The following is a 19845-nucleotide window of genomic DNA, read 5'->3' on the forward strand; positions in this document are numbered from 1 at the left end:
CAAACCCGGCCGCGGTGCGGCGTACCGCACACGGGGCGGCGCCGACCAGTCCCGGCAACCCGTGGGACGGGGAGGCGACCTGTGGAGGCCGGATCTATGGCGCACAGCAGCTCCTGAGAGGCCTGCGGGGTACAGCCCGAATTCGACTATGAATCGTTTTACCTCACGGGGACATTACGAGGGTTTCCCTTGGCAGACAAGAGCTTGTCCGGATTCGGCCAGTCGGCGCCCTCGGCGACGTTCAGACGAGGCCTCGCCGAGCTGCCCACACCACGGCTTGGATGGGAGTGGCGAAACCGAGGCGATCGCAGATCGAGCGCATCCGCCGGCGAACGGTGCGATCGGACAGCTCCAGCCGGCGAGCGATGATGTCCAGTGGCAGCCCTTCGGCGAAGAGTGCAAGCAAGTCGAGCTCCTCGCGCTCGAGCGTGGCGTTCACCGGATCACCGCCCCCTGCCACTCCGCAACGACAACACGCGACGTCCTCGTCCGCCTGGACCTGCCAACCGAGGCGTCCCGCTCGGATCCTGGCGCGTCATCGCGACCTCCGGATTGAAAGGTTTCACAATCCTGGCGATGTGACGCTACTATGCGCCCGCGAGTCCCGTCAACGAGCGCCAAGATCACGCACGCAGGGTTGTGTCGCTAAGGCACATGTGACTTATGACGTTTCAATAGCAACGGCACCTGACTGGCCATCAGCCGCCCCGCGGACACCGCGCAAGCTAGTCGAATCCCGACAAACCGCGGTCGTCGGCAAGCCGCCGCCTGGTCGAGTCCAGCGCGAACGTGACCGCCCCGACGACTTCGGCGCGCGTTCCCAACGACGAGCGCAACAGCTGCAGGCCATCGGTGATCGCCGGCTGTGCGTACCGCCGCACGCTTTCCCCGACGGCGTCCACGAGCACGTCACCTGCGGCGCTGACCAGGCCACCGAGGACGACCGCCCCGGGATTCAGGCTGGCGCACAGGTCAGCGATCGCCTGGCCGAGTGTCCGCCCGGCGTCGGACACGATTCGGCAGGCCAGCGGTTCCCCATCGCGCACGAGCTGAACGACCCCGTCGAGGGTCAGGGGTTCGCTTCGGGTGGGCTGCAGCAGCTCGATGATGCGCCGGCCCGAGGCGAGCGTGTCGAGGCAACCACGACTGCCGCACCAGCACAGCGCACCGTATTCGTCGACCAGGACGTGGCCGATCTCGCCGGCGATCCCGGCGGCGCCCTTGTAGAGCTTCCCGTTCAGGACGAGCCCGGCACCGATGCCACTGGACACCTTCACGTAGAGCACGTCGTCGATTCCGCTCGCGACACCTTGCCACGCTTCCGCCAGCGCGCCGAGGTTGGCGTTGTTCTCGAGCCAGACCGGCATGCCGATCCGTTCTTCGAGTTCGGTCGCCGGCACCACGCCTGCCCAGTTGTTGAGGACGCGGCCCAGGGTGATGCTCCCCGTCGCCCGATTGACCGGGGCGGGCAGCCCGACGACCACCTGCCGGACCACCTCCCGGTCTATCCCCGCCTCGGCAGTCAGCTCGGTGACCAGCTTGGCGGCCGCGGACAACGACTCCGCGGCGAAGTCGTCGACCTGCATCAGCACTTGCTGCTCGGCGAGGATCCGGCCCGACAGGTCGGCCAGCGCGGCCCGGATGTGGGTCCGGCCGAAATCGACGCCGACCACCGCGTCGGCAGTCTTGGCGAGCCGCAGGAGCCCGGGCGGCCTGCCGCTGTGCGAACCACGGGCATCCGGATCGGGCACGTCCTCGACCACGGTGCCGTCGGCGACGAGATCGCTCACGACCGCCCACACCGATGTCCGCGAACGCCCGGTGACCTCCCGCAAACGGGCTCGGCTCATCGGACCGTAGCGGCTCAGCGCGTAGAGGACATGCTCCCTCTGCGACGGGCTCGGTGCCGGGCCGGATGCCCGGGACGGTCCGTTGGTCACCTCTCCACCCCCATTGGCTTCCCCGATCTTCCAGCGTATCCGCGACGCGGGTCGATTGGTCACGTGTTCCCCGTGGCGGCGGTCCGTTCGAACACCCCGCGAGCTAGCGCCCACTGCTCGAACTCCGCGAGGTTGTCCGCGGTGATCACCTGCGGCTGAAGTCGCCGCTGGTTTCCCTCGAGGCCCACCGGGGCGAAGCCCAGCAGCGTCAGTGCGTCCGCGGTCCCGAGACGAGCGGCGAGCGCGATCGCGGCGGCCGCGTAGTAGCCGAAGTAGTACTCACGGATCCAGATGCTCGCGAAAACGGATCCGCGCCGGATAGCGGCCGCGGTCTCGGGCAGCATGTCGTTGCCGACAATCGCTACCTCGCCCATCCGGCCTGCGTCTTCGACGGCCGCGGCCTGGACAGCGGCGTGGTAGCCGTAGACGCCGTAGCAACCGGCGACATCCGGATACTCCGCCAGCAGCCTGCGGACGTTCGCGGCAGCGATGTTGATGTGTTCGCCGTCGTCGTCACCGCCGACCACCTCGATGCCGGCTTCGGCCATCACCTCGCGGAACCCGCGCAGTTTCCCGGCTGCACCATGAGCATGGGTGGAGCCGGTCTGCGCGAGAACACGCGCGCCGGCCGGCACCTGCTGTGCGAGCAAGCGACCGGCCTGACGGCCCAGCTCGACCGGCGTCGGCATGCCGACGTACAGCGCCCGGCCGCAGCCGGGCGCGTCGAGGTCGAACGTCACGACCGGCACCCCGGCACCGGTCGCCTCGGCGACCACGGTGTCGAAGGCCGACTCGCGGGTCGCGACAAAAGCCAACCCGTCCACGCGTTTCGTGAGGTGCCGCCGCATCGCCTCCACCTGGTCGTCGACAGATTCGTACTCGGGGGCTTTGAAGACCACGTCGAGTCCCCAGCGTTCGGCGGCGTCGCGCCAGCCGGCGTTGACCATGTCCCAGTACGGTCCGCGGTTCTTCTCGATCACCGCGATCGTCAGCCTGCGGTTCCACCCGCCGGCCCGGTCAGGCGTATTCATAGCGCACCGCGGTCGATTCCAGGTCGACGCCCAACACCGACTCCGAGCCGATTCCGAGGCCCGGACGGTCGCTCACGTTCGCCACACCTTCGACGATCGTCACGCCGCCCGAGCTCACGATGTCCTGTTCGAACAGCGTGTGGCACGCGACGCCCGTGTAGAGCGGATTGCGCGAAGCCACCGCGAGGTGGGCAACGGCCGTGTTCGCCACCTTCATCTCGTTGATCTCGTCGACGATGTAGTCGACGTTGTGTGCCTCGGCGACCCGGATCATCTGCTGGCACTTCTGGACGCCCCCGACGCGGCTGATCTTCAGGCTGACGATGTCGGCGGCTTCGGACTCGATGACGCGGTTGAGGTCGGCCACGGTGCGGATCCCGTCGTCGGCCATGACCGGGAACCGCGTCGATCGGCGGATCTTCGCCAGGCCGCTGAAGTCGTTGGCCAGCACCGGTTGCTCGAGGATGACCTTCTGGTGCAGCGGCACCTCCTTCTCCAGCACTTCGGCGATCAAGAGAGTCTGGTTGACCGACCAGGCCTGGTTCGCGTCCAGGCTCAGCGTCGCGAGATCCCCGATCACCGGCAACAAGGACCGGACGATGTCGAGGTCGTACTCCGTGTCGCCGCTCATCTTCTGCTTGAAGAACCGGTAGCCCTGCGTCATCAGCCGGGCCATGTCGCTGGCGGTGTCCTCGTAGGTGGCCGGCGTGATGTGGGTGGGCACGCCGTCGTGCATCCGCCCGCCGAGAAGCTGGTACACCGGAATGCCGAGGATCTTGCCCGCCAGGTCGTGCAGCGCGATGTCGATGCCGGCCTTCGCCGCGACATTGCCGGCCGGCGAGTAGCGGTCCATCAGCGTGTTCGCTTTGGTCAGCTGCAAGGGGTCGAGACCGACGAGACCCGGCTTGAGCAGGTCGATGCCACCCATCGTCGAGGGCGCGGTCTCACCGTAGAGTCCAGGGCAGTGGGCTGCTTCGCCGATGCCCACGACACCTTCGTCGGTGTGGATCTGCACGATGACGTTGACCTGGGTCTCGTCCTTGACGTAGTACCGCTTGTCCTTCATGTACTCGGGCCGGTAGTCGGCGCGGACGGCGGTGCCGGTGATGTCGGTGATCTTCAAGTGTTCCTCCCTGGAACTGCTGCTGGAGTCAGCCGGGTGCGCGATCAGGTGGTCGCGCGCCGGCGGGAAATCGAGTCGACGACCACGGCGGCGACGAGCACGGCGCCGATCACCATGTACTGCAGGTCGGAGACGAGGTTGAGCAGGTACATGCCGTTGTAGATCGACCCGATGACGAGCCAGCCGATGACCGCCGACCACGCGCTGCCCCGGCCGCCGAACAAGCTGGTGCCGCCGATGACCGCCGCGGCGATCGAGTACAGCAGCAGCGTGCTTCCACCGAGGTCCTGCGAGGCAGCGCCGACGTAGGAAGCCGACAGCACGCCTCCCGCGGCGGCCATGGCGCCGGAAATGGCGAAGACGGACACGCGAATCCGGTCCACGTTGATCCCGGCGCGACGTGCTGCTTCAGCGTTTCCACCGACGGCGCGCACCCGCTGGCCGTATCGGGTCTGGGTGATCAAAACCCAGAAGAAGACCGCGAGAACCAGGAAGATGATCAGCGCCAACGGAACACCGACCGCTCGGTTGAGCTCCCACACCACGACGAACAGCGCGACGGCGAGACCGACCACCTGGACCACCAGCAGACCCAGCGGCGGTGCGCTCACCCCGGAGCGCACGTGCCGTCGCCTGCTGGTCAGCCCCAGCACCAGGAAACACACCACCGCGACCGCGGCAAGCCCGTAGCCCGCCACCGGCGCGAGGCTGCGGCCCTCCAGCTGGGAGATGGTGCCGCCGAAGGGGAACAGGATCGTGCCGGTCTTACCCAGGAACCGCAGTTGCAGACCGAGGAAGAGCAGCAGACCGCCGAGCGTCACGATGAACGACGGAACGTTGAGCCGTGTTCGGATGAACCCTTGGAGGGCGCCGAGCACTCCCCCGGCCGCGACGGTCGCCACGATCCCCAGGATGGGGTTCCAGCCGTTGTTCTGGACGAGGACGGCGAGGATGGCCGCTCCGAGGCCGCAGACCGAGCCGATGGACAGATCGACCTCGCCGATCAGCAGAACCATGACCACGCCCAGTGAAATCACGCCACCGTAGGAAATCTGGCGCGCGAGGTTGTGCACGTTGTCGTCAGAGAGGAACCGGTTGTTGACGAGCTGGAAGACGATCCAGATCAGGACGAGGCCGAGGTAGACCGACAGGCTTCCCACGTCGCCCTTGCGGATCTGCTTCGCCTTGGCGCGGACGAGCTCCCCCAGCGTCGGCGCGGCCTGACCGAGCGGTACCGGCTCTGACGTTGCAGCAGTCGTCTCGACTTGCGGCAGCTCTTCGACTGTCCTTTCCGGACTCATGCGAGGTCACCTCCCGAGGTGATGCCGTGCAGCTCCCGGCCGGCGCCGAGATCCGTGGCCGAGGTCAGGCCGGTGATCGCGGAGACCACCTGTTCGTGCGTGGCCGCCGAGGTGGAGAACTCCCCCGCGTTGCGACCCAGCCGGAGCACGCAGATCCGATCGGCCACGGCGAACACGTCGGCGAGGTTGTGGCTGATCACGACGACGCCGAGACCGCGTGCCTTCAACCGCCTGAGCAGCTGGAGCACCTGCGCGGTCTGTGCCACTCCCAGGGCCGCCGTCGGTTCGTCCAGGAGCACGACCTTCGGCTCGCCGAGGATCGCTCGCGCGATGGCGACGGCCTGCCGCTGCCCGCCCGAGAGGTCCTCGACCCGGGCCAGCACGTTCGGAATCCGAGCGCCGAGGCCGGCCAGCAGAGCTCGCACCTGCTTCGCCATGTCGATCTTGTCGAGCAACCTGGCGGTCCGGTACGGGCCCGTCAACATCTTCTCCCGGCCGAGAAAGAGGTTGGCGACGACGTCGAGGTTGTCGCACAGAGCCAGATCCTGATAGACGGTCGCGATCCCGAGCTTGGCCGCGTCCTGCGGTGTCGCCACCGTCACGGGGTTGCCTTCGAAGGTGATCTGCCCGGAGTCCGCGGGCGACACCCCGGCGATCGCTTTGATCAGCGTGCTCTTGCCGGCGCCGTTGTCGCCGACCAGTGCCACGATCTCCCCCGCCCGCGCTTCGAACGCAACATCCTGCAGGGCGTGCACGGCACCGTAGGACTTCTCGGCGTGCGCCAGCGAAAGCAGGACCCTGCCCTGCCCGTTTTCGTGTTCCGTTGCCACAGCTGTTTCCTTCACCCTGTGATACCGGCCCGAGCGCACGCGTCGGCCGCGCCGCCCCCGCACACCTCGGCCGACGTCGCGAACCCGTCGGCGATCACCGTCGACTTGATGTTGTCGACGGTGACGGCGATCGGCGGCAGCAGCTGCGTCGGCACTTCGTCGCCGGTCACGTTCTTCACCATCGGTGCCGGCGGCAGCGGCTTGCCGTGCGCGAGGAGGATGGCGATCTTGGCCGCCGCGTCCGCCTCGGCCTTGAGATTCTTGTACGTGGTCATGTACTGGGTACCGAGCACGATGCGCTGCAGACCCTCGTCGGTCGCGTCGAGACCCGTCACCGGTGGGATCGGCGAGATGTTCGCCTGGCGCATCGCGGTGACCGCCGCGCCGGCCAGCGTGTCGTTCGCCGCGTAGACGCCGACGATGTCGTGCGCACCGATCTTCGCGATCGCCTGCGTCATCTCTGTGGTGGCGTTGGTCGGCGACCACCCGTCGGTGTCGTACTCGGCGGCGATCTTGTACCCGGACTTGTCGAAGACCTCGTGCGCGCCCTGCTTGAAGAACGCTCCTGTGGTGTCCGGCACACCGTTGATCATGACGATGTTGCCGGCACTGTGTCCCGCAACCTGCATCGCCTTGATCATGGCGTTCGCCTGGGTCTTGCCGACCTCGACGTTGTCGAACCCCGTGCGGTACGCCAGCGGGCCGCCGGCGGTGCGGTCGTAGGCGACCGTCGGCACGCCCTTGGCTTTCGCCTCCTGCACGATGGCAGCCGAACTGTTCACGTTCGCCGCGTCGAGCACCAGCACCTGCGCGCCCTGCGCGAGCGCCGACTCGGCTTGCTGTTGCTGCTTGTCCGCCGCGTTCGCGGCGTTGAAGTACAGCACCTTGCAGCTGGAATCCTGGGCCTTCACGGCATCGAGGAACAGCGGGTGATCTTTGGCTTCGTAGCGCGGCGTCGTGTTCTCGGGCAAGAGGAACGCGATCGTGCACCCACCCTCGCCGGACCGCGACGGCTGCACCTCGGCGGCACACGCCGACGCGCTCACCCCGACGGCCAACGCCATCAACACCGTGGACAAGCAGGCTCTCTTCATTGACAGCTCCTCTGGCTGGCGCATGCTCTGCTCCGGGGGAACCGCGCGTCGATTCGTGCACGGCCCTGCTCGCCGGACAGTTTCATCAGCCGAGGCCGGTTCTGTCAACTAGTGAACAGAACAAACGGGCAATATTCGAAAGTATTTGCCGATTCTGTTCATCTAGCGCCGTTCACGAACAGAACTACCGAGCCGGGAATCACCCCGTCGGGGTCTGCAATGCAGGGTCGCCAATAGCCGAAATCGCAGGCGCGCACGAAGTCGATTTATTCGACTTCACCATTTCGCCATCGACGAAGGTCGTCAGTGAAGCCCGGTCACTCGCGACGACGCCCAGCGCGCGACCAGCAAGACGATGCCGATCACGGTGATCGCGAAAGCCGTGCGCGGAACCCAATCGCCCCATCGCACGTAGGGAGTGATCTCCTCGTACAGTGGCACATCGACCACGAAGATCCCGCGCTCGTCCGGCGGCATCCAGGCCAGCTGCCTGCCCCGCGCGTCGAACGCCGCGGATGTTCCGTTCAGCTCCACCAGGACGGCGGATCGACCGGACTCCACCGCCCGCACCGCCTCGGCACTCGCCTGTTGCGGTTGTACCCAGGTTCCGTGGAACGACGTGAGCGAGCCCTGCGCCACCGTGACGTCGGCGTGCAGCCGAACGAGTTCCCGGCGCAGGTCGGGAAAGATCGACTCGTAGGAGATCAGTGGGCCCACCCGAGTCCCGCCGACCCGCAGCACCACCGGCTCTCGGCCCGGGGCCCGATCTTCCTCGGCGATGGCGGTGCCCCGAAGCACCTTTCCCAGCAGCTGCCGCATCGGCACGTACTCGCCGAACGGGACCAGCCGCCGCTTCTCATACGTACCAACCAAACCATCGGGTCCGTACTGCTGAGTCGTCTTCCTGATCCGGCCGTCCGCTGCTCGCGCGTCGACGTTGACGAGCACGTCGCTTCCCGCGATCGCCGCGGCCTGGCGCAACCGGCCCATCACATCGGGACGGCTCGCCGGGTCGAACGGCACGCTGCTCTGCCCCCAGACCACCATGCCCTGCCCCAGACCGGCGGCCCTTTGGGTCAATTCCAGATGCGCCGCCAAACGCTCGTCTCCTCCGTACACGACGCCAGGCTGCACCCCCACTACACGGACGCTGCCGGTCACCACCGGTTCCGGCCGGAGCAGCCCATAGCCGATCGCGAGTGCGGCGAACACGACGGCGAGTCCTCCCCCGAGCAGCCGCGCTGCCCTGCGGGCGCCGGGAAGAAACACGGCAGCAAGCCCGACATTGACGGCCACCAACACGAAGCTGAGCAACCACACCCCACCCAGCGACGCCACGGCCAGCACCGGCCGCACCTGCCACTGCGTCAAACCGACAAGACCCCAAGCACCGCCCAGACCTTCCCACGAACGCAGCGCTTCGACGCTGACCCAGACCGACGGCAGCACCACCACCGCCAAGGCCACCCGCGCACCGGACGGTTCTCGCAGCAGCCCGTACGTCGCCAGCCCGAACGGCACCCAGAGGGCGGCGACCACAACGCCCACCACAAGCGCCAGCATTCCGATGTTCGGCAGCAGCCACTGCAGCACAACGACAAAGAACCCGACCGCGGCTAGCGAACTCCGCCAAGCCGCCTCACCGTACGAGCCCGCGCGCCCGAGCAACAACACCAGCGGGACCAGCCCGACCCACCCCAGCCACCACGCATCGGCAGCCGGGAAGGCCAGCGCCACCACGCAACCACACGGCAAAGCCAGCCCACGCACCGCCCACCGACGCACCCGCACGGCAACAGGCATACCAGCACGCTACTCCCCGCCAGGCGTGAGTCGGGCCAGATCACCGCACCTCCCGGCCCGCCGAGCATCCTCCGCGCGCCCACCCCTACCAGGCGGTACCGAGCCGACCAGGACTACGTCAAACGGGTTGCCGCCGATGCACGGTCCGACCTGAGTCAGGCGTGATGGAACTCGGGTGGGCACTTCTCGGTGAACGTGGCCATGCCTTCATTCCGGTCGCGGGTGGCGAGCAAAACGTGGAACACCCGGCGTTCAAACAAGACGCCGACCACCACCACCCGACCGTTCCGGCGCGGCGCCCTCCCGCTTCGGGACTGGCGGGATCGCTCGGAAATCGCCGGTGGAACATGACCTTCCCCGCGACGCCGACGGTCCCACCGCCGTCACCTCTCACAGGCCGAGCGCGCGCCGGACCTCGACCAGATGCCGCCGCGACACCGCGACGGTCTCGCGGTCGGGCCCGTCCAGGACGAGCGCGAATCCGCTGTGGAAGGTCGGGGCGATTTCGCGCACCCGGTGCAGGTTCACCACGCAGTGCCGATGCACCCGCAGGAATCCGTGGGGTGCCAGCCGCGTCGCCAGCCGGCTCAGGGTGTGGTTCAGTGCCCGCAGCCGGCCCCGGTCGGTCAGCAGCCACACGATCTTGCCCTCGGCCTGCGCGACCCGGATCTCCGCCGGGGCCATCAGCAGGATGTGCCCGCCGTGGATGCCGGCGACCCGGAACACCGGCGCTTGAGCAGCCTCGATCGCCGGCGGTGTGTCCGTACTGGTGGTGAGGAGCGTGCCGATGAGCTGCCCGTCGTGCTGGATGGGCTGGACGGTGATCGGGCACCCGTCCTCCGCGCACGCGGCCAGCCGCAGCGCGCCGGCACGCGCGCGGGAGCCGAGCACCGCGCGCCCGACCTCGTTCGCCGCCACAAGCCGCCCGCGCCGGTCGATGACCGCCAGCGGTCCGGCGTCGGCGGCGGCCCACGGTCGCAGCGATCCGGCCACCTCGGTGAGCACGTCTTCGCGCCGGTGACAGAGGCCGTAATCCAGTTCCTGGGCACAACGGTGCAGCCGCGCGATCGCGAGCGCCGTCAGCGGGCGGCGATGCACCAGGAACGCGAGGACTGCGCACGGCCGGGGACAGTCGGGGTCGCCCACCGCGACGCCCGCGCCGGACCAGTCGGCCAGGTCACCGCGCCAGTGTTCGGAACCGGTCACGTGGGCGTGTCCGTCGAGCAGCGCGGTTCCGAGGGCATTGGTACCGCGGCTGCTCTCCGACCAGTCGTGCCCGGGTGCCAGCTGGTGCGCACCGGCAAGCGCGACGGCCGAACTGCTCCCGAACACCGCGACGACCCGCCCGTCCGCAGCCGCGACCGCCACCACCCCGTCGGTTCGGGTGAGGTCGGCCGCCAGCGAGCGGGCGGCCGACACCACGGTGCGCGGCGCCGCGGCAACCGAGTCGGCAGAGGGGTCGGGCGGCGGCGTGTCGGGGGCAACGCCGTAAACCTCGCTGCAGCGCTGCCAGGACGCCTGGATCGCAGGCGGGATCGCGGCGGTGCCGTTCGTTCCGGGTTCGTGGCCGCCGGCGCCGGCGCGCTGACCGTCCATGCCGACCTCCTCGCGTTCGGGCGGCCCCCTGAACAGACTAGGACGGACGTGGCCGGCCGGGATAGCGTCCGCGCGCCGTCGCCCGGGCAGATCGACGATTCCGGCCGATCCGACGACCCGATGCAGGGAGGTTTCGTCATGGCCATCGACTTCACCCCCACCCCGGAACAACGGGAACTCCAGGCGAGCACCCGTGCCTTCGCCCGCGGCATACTCGCGCCGGTGGTCCGTGCGGCCGACGCCGAGACGGACCCGTTGCGCGCCTTCCAGATGACCAAGGACGCCTATGTGCAGGCCTACCGCGCCGGCATCGCGTTCTGCATGCTGCCCACGCAGTACGGTGGCGGCGGGCTGTCCAATGTGGACCTCATCCTGGCCGCCGAGGAAATGTGCTCCGTCGACCCGGGTTTCGCCTGCACCATCCTGGTCAACGGGCTGGGCCTGATGCCCGTCTGGTACTGGGGCAGTGACGAGCAGAAGGACCGCTTCCTGCGCGCAGCCACCTCTGACCCGACCGGCGAGTACATCGTCGGCTACGCGGTGAGCGAGCCGGCCGGCAGCCCCGGCGGCACGGCGAACTTCGACGCGCCCGATGCTTCACCCGTCGGGATCGGTGTCACCGCCACGCTCGATGGCGACCACTACGTGCTCAACGGCCGCAAGTACTGGCCGTGCAACGTCGCAGGCTGGGACGGCCACGGTGCCAACGCGAGCATCGTCGTGGTGCGCACCGACCCGTCGAAGGGCGGCACCGAGGGGCTTTCGGCGATCATGATCGAGCGCGGCACCCCCGGTGTCAGCTACAACCTCATCAGCAAGATGGGGCATCGGCTCACCCCCAACGCCGAGATCGTCTTCACCGACGCCCGGGTTCCCGCGAACAACCTCGTCGAGGGCACCCGCGGCAACGGCGATCTGCTGATCAACCGCAACTTCGCCTGGTCGGGGCCGGTGGCCGGAATCGCGGCGGTCGGCGTGGCCCGGACCGCCTACGAATCCGCCCTGGAATGGGCGCGGACCTACACCGCCGGTGGCCCGAGCCCGATCATCAACCACCAGAACGTCGGTTATGTGCTCGGGGACGTCGCGGCTCGGATCGAGATGTGCCGCTGCTTCTGCTGGAAGGCCGCGCACTTCCTGGACCAGCACGACTACCACGGCGAGCTGATCGGCGCGATGTGCAAGATCCAATGCACGGAGCTGATGTTCGACGCGGTCTACAAGTGCATGCAGGTCGTGGGCGTGAACAGCCTGGACAAGCAGCACGAGTTCGAGAAGCTGCTGCGCGAGGCCGCAGTGCTGCCGCTCTACGACGCCGGCAACTTCGGCATGCAGCGCCGTCGCGTCCACGGCGTGCTCGCCAGCCCGGACTACAACCCGCGCGCGCTGATGGACGACGAGTTCGTGCCCTTCACGAAGTTCATGGAGACCATCGACACGGTCCCCACCTACCAGGAGACCCCGCTTCCCGTGTGACGGGCGAGCGCTCGGGTGCGTCCCTCACCGGACGCGCCCGGGCGCTGGGCGCCGGCCTGGCGGAACCGGTACTCGGCGAGGTCGGCCCGCGCGCCGCAGCGCGTCGAGAAGAAACAGCGGCGCCGGGCCGTGCCCGATGAACCGGTCGGCTTCGGCCGTCGAAGACCACCGGGTTGCAGTGCGCTCCGGGTAGCGCTTGATGCCGGTCATCGGACACTCCCCACGGGCTGGGACTCGGGTTCCCCGGCGTAGGCCGGGTAATCGGCGTAGCCACTGGTACCGCCTTGGTAGAAGGTTTCGCGATCGGCGACGGCGAGCGGGTGGCCGTGCTCGAATCGAGTGGGCAGATCCGGGTTCGCGATGAACAGTTGCGCGAAGGACACCAGATCGGCCAAGCCTTCGGTGATCACCCGGTTGCCGGACTCCTGGTCCATGCCGGCGTTGGCGACAAGGGTGCCGTGGTACCGCGGGCGGAAGCGGACCAGCGACGCACGCTGCTGATCCGGCGTGACAAGTTCGTTGGGCCGCCTCGTCATCATGAGGTGCAGGTAGGCGAGCGGGTGGTCGTTGAGCCGCTCGGCGACGTGCTCGTGGCCGGTCAGCAGTTCCGGTGCCACCTCGGTGGTGGAGCCGATCGCCTGGTAGGGCGCGAACTTCACGCCGACGCGGTGCGGATCCCAGACGCCGGTCACCGCCTCGAGAATCTCGAACAGGAACCGCGCGCGATTCTCGGCGCTGCCGCCGTAGGCGTCGGTGCGCAGGTTGAGCGCGGGGTTCAGGAACTGCGCGATCAGGTAGCCGCGCTGGGCGTGGATCTCGACACCGTCGAACCCGGCGCGGCGCGCGTTCGCCGCCGCGGAGCGGTACTGCTCCACGATCTCGGCGATCTCGTCCACGGTCAGCGCCCTCGGCGTCACCGTCTCGGTGAACCCGCCGACGGGGGTGAACACGCGGCCCCCGGGATTGACCGCCGATGGCGCGACCGGGAGGTGGCCGCCGTGGTAGTCCGGGTGCGAGCTCGCGCCGGTGTGGGCGAGCTGCGCGAAGATCACCCCGCGCTCGGCGTGCACGGCACCCGTCACCTCCGTCCAGCCCGCGACCTGTTCGGCGCTGTAGAGGCCGGGCACATGCACCGAGCCGACGGCGCCAGGGCTGATCCACGTGCCCTCCGACACGATCAGTCCGGCGCCGGCCCGCTGCCGGTAGTAGTCGGCGTGCAACGGTGTCGGCGCAAGCTCGCGGTTCTCCGCTCGGGCTCTGGTCATCGGGGCCATCACGACGCGGTTGCGCAACCATAGGTCGCCAAGGTCGTAGGGGCCCAGCAGCGGCTGCTGCGCCGCCGGTGACGAGTCGGGCACGTCCGCCTCCTCGCTTTCGTTCGTCGGAGATGCTGACCGGTTCACCCTCTCTCCGGACCTGAATCATGTCCAACGATGACTACAGGTGCCTTCCAGCACCTTGAGTGATAATCGAGTCATGGAACTACGACACCTCGAGCACTTCCTCGCTGTGGCCGACGCGGGCGGTTTCACCCCCGCGGCACGCCGTTTGCACGTCGTGCAGTCCGGCGTGTCGGCGACGATCAAAGCGCTGGAACACGAACTGGGCGCCCGGCTGTTCGACCGCGGACGCGACGAGGTGACCTTGACTCCGGCCGGGCGCGTCTTCCTGCCCCGGGCGCGCGAGACGCTGGACTCCGCCCGCGCCGCCAAGGACGCGGTGCAGGAACTCGGCGGCACGCTTCAGGGGACCGTCACCGTCGGCACGCTCACCTCGGTCCACCTCATCGACACGCCGGGCATCCTCGCCACGCTGCGCGCCCGCCATCCCGGAGTCACCGTCCGGCTCCGCGCAGCGCTCGCCGGATCGACAGGGCTTGCACAGGAACTGCGCGACGGCCAGCTCGATGTCGCGTTCCTCTCGCTGCCCGGGCCGACGCCGGCCGGGTTGCGGGTCAGGGTACTGGAGATGACCCCGCTGGTGCTCTACGTTCCCACGGACCACCCACTCGCCGGCGCGGGCCGGGTCTCGCTGTCACAGCTCGCCGAATTCCCGTTCATCGACTCCCCGCCGGGCTTCGGCAACCGCATCATCGCCGATCAAGCCTTCGCCGGCGCCGGCATCGAACGTGAGGTCACCTTGGAGATCGCCGACATCGGCACAGCCGTGCACTTCATCCGCGCGGGACTCGGAATCGGTTTCCTCGGCCGATTCCTGGTCGACGACCCCGCGGGGCTGGCCACCGTGGAGGTCGCCGATCACGAGCTCCTGTGGCAGCTCACCGTCGCGACCTCCGCGACCCGACGACCCAGCGCCGCAGCGCGGGCATTCCTGGAACTTCTCGACGAGGTGCACCCGACACCGAATCGACGGCAGGTACGCGGTTGACCCGAGTTGCACAGGCGGCCGAGGCGCCGCACCGAGATCAGGTCGGTGACCCAAAACCGGCAGCACGAGTGCTTCGACTCTCGCGTCGCATCGACTCCGCCTTGTCGAGGTAGGCCGTTCAGGAAATGGCGTCGACGCGAGGATCCATCCGGTCCTCGCGGCACGAGCCCGGACCCGGTAGACATCGCCGTGGAAGATCGCCTGGTCAAGCCGGCCGCCAGAACCGGATCCGGAAGTTCCGCCACCGCCACGAATGCCCCTCCGGCGTGGACAGCACGAAGGGCTTGTTCCGGCGATGGGTGCCCGGCATCGTCCACCGTGGACGGACGGTCAGACCAGCGCTTCGATCCGCACCGCGGCGCCCGACGGGTCCACGCGGGCGAGCCAGGAGGCCGGCAGCAGCGCCGGGCGGGACGGGACGAAGTGCGGAAGCCGGCCCTGCCACAGGACCCGGTCGCCTTGGCTGACCCGCACCCGTGGCAGGCGGGCGAACGCGCTCGGCCGCAGGATCACCCGGCCGCGCGCCGGGAGGTCCGCCGACGACGAGATGCGCTGCGGACTGGTCCAGGCCAGCGGGCCGTCGACCTCGATCGGGACCCCCGCGCCGGCCGCCGACGCCGCGCGGCCGGCCAGCCAGCGCGCGATCGAACGGCCGGCGTGGCGGCCCGACAGCGCCGCGACGTCCGCGGTTTCGACCGGGTGACAAAGGTTTCCGGCGGCGAAGAGCCCCGGCATGCCGGTAGCGCCGGTCGCGTCGATCACCGGCCCGAGGGTCCGCGGGTCCATCCCGACGCCCGCCGTCCGGGCGAGTTCGTGGTCCGGCACCCAGTCGCCGGTGAACACGACGGTGTCGCAGGCCTCGGTCCACCGGTGCCCGTCGGCAAGGCGCTCCAGCTCGACCTCCGCGATTCGTGGCTTGCCCCGCACCGCGACGACCCGGGTGCCCGTCAGCACCGGCACGCGCAACATCCACCGCGCGCCGAGGTGGAACGGCAGGTAGCTCTGGTGCCGCGGCAGCTCGGTGGTCAGCGCGGCGACCTCGACCCCGGCGTGCCGCAACGTCATCATCGCGGAGAAGCCGACGTGCTCGGCACCCACCACGATCGCGCGCCGCCCGACCGGCCGGTGCTGCAGGTAGACGGTCTGCTGCAGCTGCCCGGTGGTGTACACGCCCTGGCCACGGTCCCCGGGCACCCAGCGCGCCGGGCGCGGGCGCTCGCGGGCGCCGGTGGCCATCAGCACCGCCGAGGCGTGCACGACCGACAGCCCGTCCGGCGCCGTCACCTCGAGCCCGCCGTCGCCGGACCAGCCTGTGACCATGGTCGTGGTGCGCAGGGTGACGCCCGCCGCCGCGGCCAGCGCGGCGTAGCGCCGGGCGTAGGCCGGCCCGGTCATGATCCGCCGGAAGTCCCGCAGGCCGTAACCGGTGTGCGCGGAATGCCGCGGAATCCCGCCGGCGACGACCTCCCGCTCCAGCACCTCGACCCGCTCCACCCCGGCCCGGCGCAGCGCGACCGCCGCGGCGAGCCCGGCCGGCCCGCCGCCGATCACGGCGACGTCGACGTCGTGCCTGATCCGCTCGTTCACTTCGCGGCCTCCGCTTTCACGGGCGCGTCAGCGCCCTCGTCGACCATGCGCGAGACCACCGCGCCACAGTAGAAACCCTGACACCGGCCCATCCCGGCCCGAGTGCGGCGTCGCAATCCCTCCACAGTGGACGGGGCGATTTCGCTGTGCAGCGCATCGCGGATCTCACCGCGGCTGACGCGTTCGCAGAAGCAGACGATCTCGCCGTAGGCGGGGTCCTTCGCGATCAGCTCGGCGTCCTCGGCCGGGCGGACGTCCACCTGGCCGAGATACGGCATCTGTGGCGGGACGACGTCCGCACGCGGCCCCGGCATCACCTCTCCCGGCCAGCCCGCCAGCTCCGCCCCGACGTGCTCGGCGATCGCGAGCGACGAGGTGAGCCCTGTCGACCGGATCCCACCCACGCACACGTAGCGCTGATCGGGATGGAACGAGATCTGGTAGTCGCCGAACTCCGTCGCCGCCCGCAGGCCTGCGTAGATCGTGGTGACCTCTTCGCTCAGCAGCGCGGGGACGATCCGGTTTCCCTTCTCCCGCAACATGGCCAGGCCGTCCTCTGTGGACCCGGTGGCCGAGCGGTCGGTCAGGTCCTCCGCAGTGGGGCCGAGCATCACGTTGCCGTAGACGGTCGGGCTCACCAGCACGCCCTTGCCCATCTTCGTCGGCACCGGCAACAGGATGTGGTTCACCAACGACCGCGCCAGCTTGTCGAACACGATGAGCTGGCCGCGGCGGGGGGTGATCGTGAACGACTCGTGCCCGAACATCGCGTGCACGTGATCGCTGCCGAGGCCCGCGGCGTTGACCACGTACCGGGCCCGGACCGGTCCCCGGTCGGTGTGCAGCACCGTGTGGTCCGCACCCGGCTCCGCGCCGGTCACGGTATGGCCGAGCAGCAGTTCGGCACCGTGGCGCACCGCCTCCGTCGCGAACGCCAGCGTGGTCGTCCACGGGCAGATGATGGACTCCCCCGGCACCTCCAGAGCGGCCAGCGCACCCGGGCCGAGGTGCGGCTCGCGCCGCGCCAGCTCGGCGGAGTCCAGCAGCCGGGTCTCGTGGTAGCCGTTGGCCGCGGCCTTCTCGGCCAGCCTCGGCAGCGCCGCCAGCTGCTCCTCGTCCCAGGCGACCAGCAGGGCGCCCAGCGGCTCGACCGGGATCCCCGCCTTGGCGGCGTAGTCGGACAGCAGCCGGTACCCGCGCGCGACGAGCCGCGACTCGGTGGTGCCGGGCGTCGCGTCGAAGCCGGTGTGCAGGATCGCGGTGTTGGCCTTGCTGGTCACGTCCCCGACGTCGGAGCGCGTGTCCACCAGCGCCACGGACCGGCCGCGCAGCGTGAACTCGCGCGCCAGCGCGGAGCCGACCACACCGGCTCCGATCACGACCAGGTCGTACTCGGGCTCTGGCATCAGGAATCAGCCCTTCCGGGAAACACGCGGCCTTCGCCGCTGAACTGCCGGGTCGCCTCCAGCGCGGACCGCCAGCGGCCCAGCTGCTCGGCGGCCCAGGCGGGCGGGCGGCTCGGTTCGACGACCGTGCCCGGCCGCGGGTCGGGCAACGGGTGGCCGGCGGCACCGCGCAGCGCCAGATCGGCGACGCCGAGCGCGGTCGCGTGCGGAGCGGCGGCCACCTCCACCGGTGCCTGCAGCAGGTCGGCCTGCAGCTGCACCAGCACTCGCGACCGGGTGAGCCCGCCGTCGAGCCGCAGCCTGGGCGCGGCGCCGAGGTCCGCCGCCGCGGCGTCGACGAGGTCCACGATCTGCGCGGCGATCCCCAGGCAGACCGCGCGGGCCAAGTGCGCCCGGGTCGCCGCCAGGTTCAGTCCCAGGAAGCCACCGGTCGCGCCCGGCTGCCAGTGCGGCGCGGCCAGCCCGGCGAGCGACGGCACGAAAACCACCCCGGCCGTGTCGTCCACTGTGGACGCCAGCTCGTCGAGCTCGCCGGCCGAGCCGAGCAGGCCGACGTCGCGCAGCCAGGACACCGCTTTGCCCACGGTGTACACCTGCCCGTCGAGGCACCAGCGCCGCTGCCCCGCGATCTGCCACGCGATCGACGGGGTCAGCCCGGCTTCGCTGCGCTGCGGCCGGTCGCCGGTGTTGACGAGCAGGAAGGCGCCGGTGCCATACGTGCACTTCGCCTCGCCCCGCTCCCGGCAGCGCTGCGCCCACAGCGCAGCCTGCTGGTCCACGATCACCCCGGAGACCGGGATCTCGGTGCCGAATGCGCTGGTAGTGCCGACCACCTCGTCGTTGCCGGCCAGTCGCGGACGGCGCTCCGTCAGCCCGAACAGGTCCCAGGCCTCGTCCGACCAGGTGCCGGACTCGAGGTCGAGCAGCATGCTGCGCGACGCGGTCGCGACGTCGGTGACGAACTCGCCGGTGAGCCGGTGCAACAGCCACGTGTCGGTGGTGGTGACCACTCCCCCGGCGCCCACGTGCTCGCGCAGCCACCGCATCTTCGGGGCGGAGAAGTACGGGTCGAGCGGCAGGCCGCTGATCTCGCCGAGCCGGTCGGCGACGTCGCGCAGGGACTCGCACACCTCGACGGCCCGCCGGTCCTGCCACACCACGCACTGCGAGAGGGCTTCGCCCGACGCGGGGTCCCACGCCAGCACCGTCTCGCCCTGGTTGGCGAGCCCGACGACGCCGGCACCCACCCCGGCCGCCGCGACGGCCGCGCGGCCCGCGTCGAGAACCGACGCCAGCAGCTCGCCCGGATCGACTTCCACCGCACCCGGTTTCGGCGTCCGCACGGACAGAGACCGGTCGACCTCGGCCAGCACGGCACCGTCCTCGGCGACGACGAGCGCCTTGGTCGCCGAGGTGCCCTGGTCGATGGCGAGCACGGCTCCGGTCATGAGGCCGCGTCCTCGGCTCCGGCCACGGCCGGCTGCACGACGGTCAGACCCGCGTCGCGCAGCTGCGCGACCATTTCGGGGTCCGCGGAGGAGTCGGTGATCAGCGCCGTGATGCGGTCGAGCGCGCAGACCTTCCGCAGCGCGACGTGCCCGAGCTTGCTTCCGTCCGCCAGCACGTAGACCTCGGCCGCGTTGCTGATCATCCGGCGCCGGACGGCGATCTCGTCGAGGTGGTAGTCGGTGAGCCCGCCGATCGCGTGGACCCCGCCGGAGCCCAGGAACGCCTTGTCCGCGAAGAAGTTGCTGATCTGGTCCTCGGCGTCGGGCCCGGAGCAGGTCAGCTCGTCGTGCCGGACACGGCCGCCCACGAGGTGCAGGTTCACCGCGTCCCGGCCGGCCATCGCCAGGACCGCGCCGAGGTTGTTGGTGACCACGCGGCCGCTGAACGACTCGGGCAGCGCGCGAGCGGCGGCGAGCACGGTGGTGCCCACGTCGAGGAACACCGTGTCGTCGTCACCGACGATCGAGGCGACCACCTCGGCGATCTCCGCCTTGGCCTCGCGCTCGATGTTCTCGCGCTCCACCCGGCCGGGCTCGGCGCTGCGGGACAGGTTCTTGGCCTTGGCCGCACCTCCGTACACGCGGCGGATGGCGCCTTCGCGCTCCAGCAGCACGAGATCGCGCCGGATGGTCTCCGGCGACACGTCGAGCTGGACCGCCATGTCCGCGGGCCGGAGCACCTCGCTGCTGTTCAGCAGCGCCAGAATCTGCCTGCGGCGTTCGTCGGGAAGCACGTTTCCCCCTACCTTCCTCAAGTGCACG

At 69.8% G+C, this 19845-nt stretch carries 16 protein-coding genes; 2 read left to right on the forward strand and 14 right to left on the reverse strand.

Annotated elements, in window-relative coordinates; all coding sequences use genetic code 11:
* Positions 1–241: 241 nt before the first annotated feature.
* The 9 genes from AB0M56_RS16030 to AB0M56_RS16070 form a co-directional block, all read right to left on the reverse strand.
* Positions 242–439 (reverse strand): LuxR C-terminal-related transcriptional regulator, encoded by a 198-nt coding sequence (locus AB0M56_RS16030; RefSeq protein ID WP_285966270.1) that lies wholly within the window; start codon positions 437–439, stop codon positions 242–244.
* 286 nt (positions 440–725) lie between these two features.
* Complete coding sequence (locus AB0M56_RS16035; protein WP_364176053.1) at positions 726–1850, reverse strand: ROK family protein; 1125 nt, start codon at positions 1848–1850, stop codon at positions 726–728.
* Between the two features lie 149 nt (positions 1851–1999).
* Positions 2000–2971: a substrate-binding domain-containing protein gene (locus AB0M56_RS16040; RefSeq protein ID WP_364176056.1), complete on the reverse strand. Its 972-nt coding sequence runs from the start codon at positions 2969–2971 to the stop codon at positions 2000–2002.
* Complete coding sequence (locus AB0M56_RS16045) at positions 2958–4094, reverse strand: enolase C-terminal domain-like protein (RefSeq protein ID WP_364176057.1); 1137 nt, start codon at positions 4092–4094, stop codon at positions 2958–2960. The genes AB0M56_RS16040 and AB0M56_RS16045 overlap by 14 nt, the downstream gene beginning before the upstream one ends.
* 44 nt (positions 4095–4138) lie before the next feature.
* A complete protein-coding gene (locus AB0M56_RS16050) occupies positions 4139–5395 on the reverse strand; it encodes a hypothetical protein (RefSeq protein ID WP_364176060.1) in 1257 nt (418 codons plus the stop codon).
* Complete coding sequence (locus tag AB0M56_RS16055; RefSeq protein ID WP_364176063.1) at positions 5392–6225, reverse strand: ATP-binding cassette domain-containing protein; 834 nt, start codon at positions 6223–6225, stop codon at positions 5392–5394. Before AB0M56_RS16055 ends, AB0M56_RS16050 begins: the two co-directional genes overlap by 4 nt.
* Positions 6226–6236: 11 nt before the next feature.
* Positions 6237–7319: a substrate-binding domain-containing protein gene (locus AB0M56_RS16060; protein WP_364176066.1), complete on the reverse strand. Its 1083-nt coding sequence runs from the start codon at positions 7317–7319 to the stop codon at positions 6237–6239.
* 303 nt (positions 7320–7622) lie between these two features.
* On the reverse strand, positions 7623–9056 hold the full coding sequence (gene lnt / locus AB0M56_RS16065; protein ID WP_364176068.1) for an apolipoprotein N-acyltransferase: 1434 nt from the start codon (positions 9054–9056) through the stop codon (positions 7623–7625).
* A 456-nt stretch (positions 9057–9512) separates the two neighbouring features.
* Positions 9513–10889, reverse strand: a complete 1377-nt coding sequence (locus AB0M56_RS16070) for a LytTR family transcriptional regulator DNA-binding domain-containing protein (RefSeq protein ID WP_364176071.1) — start codon at positions 10887–10889, stop codon at positions 9513–9515.
* Here AB0M56_RS16070 and AB0M56_RS16075 point away from each other — a divergent pair.
* On the forward strand, positions 10857–12194 hold the full coding sequence (locus AB0M56_RS16075) for an acyl-CoA dehydrogenase family protein (protein ID WP_364176074.1): 1338 nt from the start codon (positions 10857–10859) through the stop codon (positions 12192–12194). The genes AB0M56_RS16070 and AB0M56_RS16075 overlap by 33 nt on opposite strands.
* A 206-nt stretch (positions 12195–12400) precedes the next feature.
* Here AB0M56_RS16075 and AB0M56_RS16080 read toward each other — a convergent pair whose 3' ends face one another.
* Complete coding sequence (locus AB0M56_RS16080) at positions 12401–13552, reverse strand: alkene reductase (RefSeq protein WP_364176077.1); 1152 nt, start codon at positions 13550–13552, stop codon at positions 12401–12403.
* 85 nt (positions 13553–13637) lie between these two features.
* Here AB0M56_RS16080 and AB0M56_RS16085 point away from each other — a divergent pair, with 85 nt between their 5' ends.
* Positions 13638–14582: a LysR family transcriptional regulator gene (locus AB0M56_RS16085; protein WP_364176080.1), complete on the forward strand. Its 945-nt coding sequence runs from the start codon at positions 13638–13640 to the stop codon at positions 14580–14582.
* A gap of 330 nt (positions 14583–14912) precedes the next feature.
* On the opposite strand, the gene AB0M56_RS16090 is transcribed toward AB0M56_RS16085, so the two are convergent.
* Genes AB0M56_RS16090 through AB0M56_RS16105 form a run of 4 tightly spaced genes read right to left on the reverse strand, consistent with a single transcriptional unit; the run spans position 14913 to position 19817 of the window.
* Positions 14913–16169, reverse strand: a complete 1257-nt coding sequence (locus tag AB0M56_RS16090) for an FAD-dependent oxidoreductase (protein ID WP_364176082.1) — start codon at positions 16167–16169, stop codon at positions 14913–14915.
* Positions 16166–17575 carry an NAD(P)/FAD-dependent oxidoreductase gene (locus AB0M56_RS16095; protein ID WP_364176084.1) on the reverse strand — a complete coding sequence of 470 codons (1410 nt, stop codon included), beginning with the start codon at positions 17573–17575 and terminating at the stop codon, positions 16166–16168. The genes AB0M56_RS16090 and AB0M56_RS16095 overlap by 4 nt, the downstream gene beginning before the upstream one ends.
* Complete coding sequence (locus AB0M56_RS16100; RefSeq protein WP_364176087.1) at positions 17575–19023, reverse strand: FGGY family carbohydrate kinase; 1449 nt, start codon at positions 19021–19023, stop codon at positions 17575–17577. The genes AB0M56_RS16095 and AB0M56_RS16100 overlap by 1 nt, the downstream gene beginning before the upstream one ends.
* A complete protein-coding gene (locus AB0M56_RS16105) occupies positions 19020–19817 on the reverse strand; it encodes a DeoR/GlpR family DNA-binding transcription regulator (RefSeq protein ID WP_364176090.1) in 798 nt (265 codons plus the stop codon). The genes AB0M56_RS16100 and AB0M56_RS16105 overlap by 4 nt, the downstream gene beginning before the upstream one ends.
* Positions 19818–19845 lie beyond the last annotated feature (28 nt).

Origin of the sequence: Amycolatopsis sp. NPDC051372, from assembly GCF_040682095.1 — a bacterium.
Taxonomy (GTDB): domain Bacteria; phylum Actinomycetota; class Actinomycetes; order Mycobacteriales; family Pseudonocardiaceae; genus Amycolatopsis.